Source organism: Pedococcus sp. NPDC057267, from assembly GCF_042668795.1.
GTDB lineage: Bacteria > Actinomycetota > Actinomycetes > Actinomycetales > Dermatophilaceae > Pedococcus.
In genome coordinates this window covers 1-7192 of record NZ_JBHUYG010000148.1, presented here as the reverse complement: position 1 = coordinate 7192, position 7192 = coordinate 1, and the positions used below count along the sequence as shown (strand labels likewise).

The 7192-nt window shown below is 68.5% G+C and carries 10 protein-coding genes; all 10 read right to left on the bottom strand.

The features are described 5' to 3' along the window. Window positions 1–45 precede the first annotated feature (45 nt). The 10 genes from rplQ to secY all read right to left on the bottom strand — a co-directional run bounded on the left by rplQ (window position 46) and on the right by secY (window position 6993). Complete coding sequence (gene rplQ / locus ACFUC1_RS19800; RefSeq protein ID WP_379122888.1) at window positions 46–747, bottom strand: 50S ribosomal protein L17; 702 nt, start codon at window positions 745–747, stop codon at window positions 46–48. Between the two features lie 71 nt (window positions 748–818). Continuing rightward, the gene (locus ACFUC1_RS19795) at window positions 819–1853 is read right to left on the bottom strand and encodes a DNA-directed RNA polymerase subunit alpha (RefSeq protein WP_310154361.1); all 1035 of its coding nucleotides are present in this window, start codon (window positions 1851–1853) and stop codon (window positions 819–821) included. 152 nt (window positions 1854–2005) lie between these two features. Then, on the bottom strand, window positions 2006–2614 hold the full coding sequence (gene rpsD / locus ACFUC1_RS19790; protein ID WP_379122886.1) for a 30S ribosomal protein S4: 609 nt from the start codon (window positions 2612–2614) through the stop codon (window positions 2006–2008). 28 nt (window positions 2615–2642) lie between these two features. Next, window positions 2643–3047: a 30S ribosomal protein S11 gene (gene rpsK, locus ACFUC1_RS19785; protein WP_310154356.1), complete on the bottom strand. Its 405-nt coding sequence runs from the start codon at window positions 3045–3047 to the stop codon at window positions 2643–2645. Next, window positions 3047–3424: a 30S ribosomal protein S13 gene (gene rpsM, locus ACFUC1_RS19780; protein WP_310154353.1), complete on the bottom strand. Its 378-nt coding sequence runs from the start codon at window positions 3422–3424 to the stop codon at window positions 3047–3049. Before rpsM ends, rpsK begins: the two co-directional genes overlap by 1 nt. Window positions 3425–3665: 241 nt before the next feature. After that, window positions 3666–3779 (bottom strand): 50S ribosomal protein L36, encoded by a 114-nt coding sequence (gene rpmJ, locus ACFUC1_RS19775; protein ID WP_010148647.1) that lies wholly within the window; start codon window positions 3777–3779, stop codon window positions 3666–3668. A 55-nt stretch (window positions 3780–3834) separates the two neighbouring features. Beyond that, entirely contained in the window at window positions 3835–4056 is a 222-nt protein-coding gene (infA, locus tag ACFUC1_RS19770) for a translation initiation factor IF-1 (RefSeq protein ID WP_006946284.1), read from the bottom strand. 206 nt (window positions 4057–4262) lie between these two features. Continuing rightward, a complete protein-coding gene (gene map, locus ACFUC1_RS19765) occupies window positions 4263–5105 on the bottom strand; it encodes a type I methionyl aminopeptidase (RefSeq protein ID WP_379122882.1) in 843 nt (280 codons plus the stop codon). After that, window positions 5105–5680 carry an adenylate kinase gene (locus ACFUC1_RS19760; RefSeq protein WP_379122880.1) on the bottom strand — a complete coding sequence of 192 codons (576 nt, stop codon included), beginning with the start codon at window positions 5678–5680 and terminating at the stop codon, window positions 5105–5107. Before ACFUC1_RS19760 ends, map begins: the two co-directional genes overlap by 1 nt. Beyond that, the gene (gene secY / locus ACFUC1_RS19755; RefSeq protein ID WP_379122878.1) at window positions 5680–6993 is read right to left on the bottom strand and encodes a preprotein translocase subunit SecY; all 1314 of its coding nucleotides are present in this window, start codon (window positions 6991–6993) and stop codon (window positions 5680–5682) included. The genes ACFUC1_RS19760 and secY overlap by 1 nt, the downstream gene beginning before the upstream one ends. Between the last annotated feature and the right edge of the window lie 199 nt (window positions 6994–7192).

Here is a 7192-nt window from a genome sequence, read left to right as displayed (position 1 = left end):
CCCCGGAGGGTGGACGGCCCGTTCGCGTGTGCCGTGCGGCAGCCGTCAGGCGCCGGCCTTGGTGAAGCCCGCGGCCTCGGCGTCCTCGGCGGACTTGAACCAGAACTCGGCCTTGGTCTGCTCGAACCACTGGCCGTCGGGCTCGTGGTACTTGCCCGAGTCGCGGTTGCCCTTGACCGTGTAGGCCTCGTCGGGCGACGAGCCGTCCTCGTTCGCGACGACGGCGCCGGCGGGCACCTCGGTCTCGGTGGCCTCGGTGGTCTCGGCCTCCTCCGCCTTCGCCTCGGCCTCGGCGGCCTTGGTCTCGGCAGCGGCGTCCTTGGCCTCGGCCTGCTTGGCGGCGCGCCTGGTGGCGGCCTCCGCCTCCTTGACCGTCGCCTTCTTGGCCAGCGGCTCGCGGACGAGCTCGATCACGGCCATGGGGGCGTTGTCACCCTTGCGGGCGCCGATCTTGGTGATGCGGGTGTAGCCGCCCTGGCGCTCGGCCATGTCGGGCGCGATCTCGGTGAAGAGACGGTGCACGACACCCTTGTCCGAGATGACCGACAAGACCCGGCGACGGGCGTGCAGGTCACCGCGCTTGGCGAACGTGACCAGGCGCTCGGCCAGCGGGCGCAGGCGCTTGGCCTTGGCCTCGGTGGTGGTGATCGAGTCGTGCTCGAACAGCGACGTGGCCAGGTTGGCCAGGATCAGCCGCTCGTGCGCCGGACCGCCGCCGAGACGGGGACCCTTGGTGGGGGTAGGCATTTCGTAGGTTCTCCTTGGTGTGTGACCGACCGGGCCCGGCGGGGCCGTTCCCGGCGGTCAGCGGCGGTTGGTCAGAGCTGCTCGTCCTCGGCCAGCGAACGGCCGTCGTCGGAGAAGTCGTCGTCGTAGTCGCCGTAGTTGTCGGCGATCGCGGAGGGGTCGAACCCGGGCGGGCTGTCCTTGAGGGCCAGGCCCATGCCGGCCAGCTTGGCCTTGACCTCGTCGATCGACTTCGCACCGAAGTTGCGGATGTCGAGCAGGTCCGCCTCGCTGCGACCCACGAGCTCACCCACGGTGTGGATGCCTTCGCGCTTGAGGCAGTTGTAGGACCGGACCGTGAGGTCGAGGTCCTCGATCGGCAGGGCCAGGTCGGCGGCCAGCGCGGCGTCGGTCGGCGACGGGCCCATGTCGATGCCCTCGGCCTCGACGTTGAGCTCGCGGGCCAGGCCGAACAGCTCGACCAGCGTCTTGCCAGCGGAGGCCATGGCGTCACGCGGAGCCATCGAGTTCTTGGTCTCGACGTCGACGATGAGCTTGTCGAAGTCGGTGCGCTGCTCGACACGGGTGGCCTCGACCTTGTAGGTCACGGCCAGCACCGGGCTGTAGATCGAGTCGACCGGGATGCGGCCGATCTCCTGGTCGCCGGACTTGTTCTGCTGGGCCGAGACGTAGCCGCGACCGCGCTCGACGGTCAGCTCCATCTCGATCTTGCCCTTGCCGTTGAGCGTGGCGATGTGCAGGTCGGGGTTGTGCACCTCGACACCCGCGGGCGGGGCGATGTCGGCGGCGGTGACCGCGCCGGCGCCCTGCTTGCGCAGGTACATCACGACCGGCTCGTCGTGCTCCGAGGAGACGACGAGCTGCTTGATGTTGAGGATGATCTCGGTGACGTCCTCCTTGACCCCGGGGATCGTGGAGAACTCGTGCAGCACGCCGTCGATGCGGATGCTGGTGACCGAGGCACCCGGGATGCTCGAGAGCAGGGTGCGACGCAGGGAGTTGCCGAGCGTGTAGCCGAAGCCGGGCTCGAGGGGCTCGATGACGAAGCGGCTGCGGTTGTCCGCAACGACGTCTTCGCTGAGCGTGGGGCGCTGTGCGATGAGCACGCTGTTTCTTCCTTTCCGTCGGCGACCGCCATATGACGCCGATGAAGTCGCCGGTTGTCAGCCGGCCGGCCGGTCCACCTCTGTCCGTGGCCGGACCACACCCTGCCCGTGTGCCGCGTGCGCGAGGTGCGCACGCGGCACACGGGACGGGGTCAGTTCTTCGAGTAGAGCTCGACGATCAGCTGCTCGGTGAGGATCGTGTCGATCTGCTCACGCACGGGCAGCTGGTGCACCAGGATCTGCAGCGAGCCCGGGACGACCTGGAGCCAGGCCGGGGTGGGGCGCTCGCCGTAGGTCTGCCGGGCCAGCTCGAACGGGAAGGTGTTCGCGGACTTGGCGCGGACGGTGATGATGTCGTACTGCTCGACGCGGTAGGACGGGACGTCCACGCGCACGCCGTTGACCTCGAGGTGGCCGTGGGTCACGAGCTGGCGGGCGGCACGACGGGTGCGGGCCAGGCCGGCGCGGTAGACCACGTTGTCCAGGCGGGACTCGAGGATCTGCAGCAGGTTCTCACCGGTCTTGCCCGAGCGGCGCGAGGCCTCCTCGTAGTAACCGCGGAACTGCTTCTCCATGACGCCGTAGGTGAAGCGGGCCTTCTGCTTCTCCTGCAGCTGGGTGAGGTACTCCTTCTCCTGCATCCGGCGACGGCCGTGCTGGCCGGGCGGGAAGGGACGGAGCTCGAAGTTCTTGTCCCCGCCGACGAGGTCGACCTTGAGGCGACGAGACTTCTTGGTGATGGGTCCGGTGTAACGGGCCATGGTTCTCTACTCTCTCCTGTCCCGTGGCTCAGACGCGGCGGCGCTTGGGCGGACGGACACCGTTGTGCGGCGAGGGGGTGACGTCGCTGATCGCGCCGACCTCGAGGCCGGCAGCGGTCAGGGACCGGATCGCGGTCTCACGACCGGAGCCCGGGCCCTTGACGAAGACGTCGACCTTGCGCATGCCGTGCTCCATGGCGCGACGGGCGGCGGCCTCGGCAGCCATCTGGGCGGCGTACGGGGTGGACTTGCGCGAGCCCTTGAAGCCGACCTGGCCGGCAGAGGCCCACGAGATCACCGCACCGGTCGGGTCCGTGATCGAGATGATGGTGTTGTTGAACGTGCTCTTGATGTGGGCCTGGCCCACGGCGACGTTCTTCTTCTCCTTGCGGCGGACCTTCTTGGCGCCGGCGGTACGGCTCTTGGGGGGCATTACTTACCAACCTTCTTCTTGCCGGCGACGGTGCGCTTCGGGCCCTTGCGGGTACGAGCGTTCGTCTTGGTGCGCTGCCCGCGCACCGGGAGACCGCGGCGGTGGCGAAGGCCCTCGTAGGAGCCGATCTCGACCTTGCGGCGGATGTCAGCGGCGATCTCACGTCGGAGGTCACCCTCGTGCTTGACGTTCGCCTCGATGTAGTCGCGGAGCTTGACCAGGTCCTCGTCCGTGAGCTCACGGACGCGGGTGTCGGGGTTGACCCCCGTGCTGGCCAGGGCCGCCTGGGCGGTCGTGCGACCGACCCCGAAGATGTAGGTGAGAGCGACCTCGACGCGCTTCTCGCGCGGGAGGTCCACACCGACAAGACGTGCCATCTTGTGGATTCCTTTGTTCACCGGAGGTCTGGAGCAGTACCGGTCCGGGCGAGTTCCCGAGGTCTGTCTCGGGGCACCGGTCCCCGGCCTCCGGGCCGGGGGTGACGTCCTGCGCCGGTCGGGAGCCTCCGACGAGCATGGGCACAGGGGCCGGGCACTGCGTTGTTCATCTACTGCGTCTCGCGAAAGCTGCGAGGTCGTGCTGGGGCCGCGCCCACGGGGGGCCCGGTGGTGGAGCTGCTCAGCCCTGGCGCTGCTTGTGGCGCAGGTTCTCGCAGATCACCATGACCCGGCCGTGACGGCGGATCACCTTGCACTTGTCGCAGATCTTCTTGACGCTCGGCTGGACCTTCATAGCCTCTGCTTCGCCTCGATCTGGGCCGCTGACCTCGTGGCCAGCGGGTACTGCATCAGCGGTAGCGGAAGACGATCCGGCCACGGGTCAGGTCGTACGGGCTGAGCTCCACCACCACGCGGTCCTCGGGGAGGATCCGGATGTAGTGCTGTCGCATCTTCCCCGAGATGTGAGCGAGCACCTTGTGACCGTTGGTCAGCTCCACCCGGAACATGGCGTTCGGGAGAGCCTCGACGATCGTGCCCTCGATCTCGATGACACCGTCCTTCTTGGCCATAGCCTCCACAATCTGCTGTCGCGTCCGCCCGGATGGCGGACACACGAATGCGGCGCGCAGGTCGCGCACCGACGCACAAGTCTACGCCAGACCCACGCTGAGCACGAAATCGTGCTCCGACCCCCCACTTGTTGCCACGAGATGCCCACCGCTCACCCAAAACGGCGGCCTCGTGACCACCTGCTGGCAACAAGTGGCAAAGGGGGTCAGCCGAGGGGGGCGAAGGGGACGCCGGCGGCCTCGAGCCGCTCCCGGCCCCCGTCGAGTGCGGTCAGCACCCAGATGCCGTCGTCGGTGACCGCCACCGAGTTCTCCCAGTGCGCGGCGCGCGAGCCGTCGGTCGTGACGACCGTCCAGTCGTCGTCCAGGACGCGGGTGTCCGCGCTGCCGAGGGTCACCATGGGCTCGATGGCCACGGTGAGACCGGAGCGCACCGTGGGCCCCTTCTCGCGCACCCGGTAGTTCGGGACCTGGGGGTCCATGTGCATGGCGGTGCCGATGCCGTGGCCGACGTAGTCCTCGACGATGCCGTACTCGCGCCCGGATCGCTCCCCCGCCTCGACGAGGCTGTCCTCGACCGCGGCGCCGACGGCATACAGGGACTCGCCCACGGCGAGGGCGGCGATGCCCGCCCACATCGAGTCCTCGGTGGCGTCGATGAGCTCGAGGTCCTCCGGGCGCCCCGCCTCGCGGCCGCCCACGATCAGGGACAGGGCGGCGTCGCCGTGCCAGCCCTCCACGATCGCGCCGCAGTCGATGGAGACGAGGTCGCTCTCCCGCAGCACCCGGTCACCGGGGATCCCGTGGACGACCTCGTCGTTGACGGAGGTGCACAGGGTGCCGGTGAACCCGTGGTACCCGAGGAACGACGGGGTCGCCCCGCAACCGCGGATGTGCTCCTCGGCGAGCTCGTCGAGCTGCCGGGTCGTCATGCCGGGGCGGACGGTCTGGGCCATGAGCTGGAGGGTCTGCCCGACCACCAACCCGGCCCTGCGCATGAGCCGGAGCTGGTCGGGGGTCTTGGTCTCGACGCGGGACCTGCCGAACATCAGGAGGCTGCAGCCCCTCGCAGCGCCGCGGTGATGCGCTCGAACACCTCGTCGACCGAGCCCATGCCGTCGACCTGCACGAGCAGGCCACGAGCCGAGTAGACCTCGGTCAGCGGGGCGGTCTCGCGGCGGTAGATGGCCTGCCGCTCGCGGATGACCTCCTCGGTGTCGTCGGCGCGACCCTGCTCCTCGGCCCGCTTGAGCAGCCGCTGGACGACGGCGTCCTCGTCGACCGTGAGCTCGAGCACCGCCTCGAGGCGGTGGTCGTGCTCGGCGAGGATCGCGTCGAGGGCGTCGACCTGAGGGGCCGTGCGCGGGTAGCCGTCGAGCAGGAAGCCCTGCTCGGCATCCGGCTCGAACAGCCGGTCACGGACGATGGCGTTGGTGATCTCGTCGGTGACGTAGCCACCCGACGCGAGGACCTCCTTGACCTGCAGGCCGAGGGGGGTCTCGTTCTTGATGTTGGCGCGGAAGATGTCGCCGGTCGAGATGGCGGGGATGCCGAACTCGGCGGCGATCTTCGCGGCCTGCGTGCCCTTACCGGCGCCGGGCGGGCCGAGGATGATGAGACGCATCAGCGGAGGAACCCTTCGTAGTGACGCTGCTGCAGCTGGGACTCGATCTGCTTCACGGTCTCCAGGCCCACACCGACGATGATGAGGATGGAGGTGCCACCGAACGGGAAGTTCTGGTTGGCGTTGACGAGCACCAGCGCGACGAGCGGGATCAGCGAGATGAGGCCGAGGTAGATGGCCCCGGGGACCGTGATGCGGGTGAGCACGTAGTCGAGGTACTCGGCCGTGGGTCGCCCGGCGCGGATACCTGGGATGAAGCCGCCGTAGCGCTTCATGTTGTCGGCGACCTCGACCGGGTTGAACGTGATCGACACGTAGAAGAACGTGAAGAACAGGATCAGGCCGATGTACAGGAGCATGTAGATCGGGTGGTCACCCCGCACGAGGTTGTTCTCGATCCACGTCACCCAGCCGGCCTGGTTGCCAGTGGCCGACCGGTTGAACTGTGCCACGAGCGAGGGCAGCGCGAGCAGGGAGGAGGCGAAGATCACGGGGATGACGCCGGCCATGTTGACCTTGAGCGGGATGTAGGTCGAGGTCCCGCCGTACATCTGGCGCCCGACCTGCCGCTTGGCGTACTGCACCGGGATCCGGCGCTGGCTCTGCTCGACGAAGACGACCAGGGCGATGATCAGGAAGCCGAGCAGGATGACGCCGATGAAGACGTCCCAGCGGCCGTCCTGCTGCTGGATCGCCCACAGCGAGCCGGGGAACGAGCTGGCGATCGAGGTGAAGATCAGCAGCGACATGCCGTTGCCGATGCCCTTGTCGGTGACGAGCTCGCCGAGCCACATGACCACGCCCGTGCCGGCGGTCATGGTGAGCACCATGATGACCAGGGTCGGGATCGACTCGTCCGGCAGGATCTTGGTGCAGTCGGGCCCGAACAGCGCCGACGGGTTCTGCGCGAAGGTGATCAGCGTCGAGGACTGCAGGATCGCCAGGCCGATGGTGAGGTACCGCGTGTACTGCGTCATCTTCGTCTGGCCCTGCTGGCCCTCCTTCTTGAGGGCCTCGAACCGCGGGATGACCACGGTGAGGAGCTGCACGATGATGCTGGCCGTGATGTACGGCATGATCCCCAGCGCGAAGATCGACAGCTGCAGGAGCGCGCCACCGCTGAAGAGGTTGGCCAGGCCGAGCACGCCGGAGTTCTTGGGCGCGCTCTTGATGCAGGCCTGCACGGCCGAGTAGCTCACGCCCGGGACGGGCACGTGCGAGCCGAGCCGGAAGATCACGATGATGAAGAGCGTGAACAGCAGCTTCCTGCGCAGGTCCGGCGTCTTGAACGCACGGGTGAAAGCGGTGAGCACAGGTCCTCCTGGTGGCGCGGGGGTCCCCCGCGGGAACGGTCAGGCAATCCTGAGAACGATACCCCGGGACTGCAGGGGTGCCGTACGGCAGGCGGCAGGCGGGGTGTCACCCCGTCGGCCCGGGTGCCCGGGGCCGGTCCCGAGGGTCCGGGCCCGGCACGGCAAACACGTATGCCGCGGGCTCACGAAGAAGTGAGCC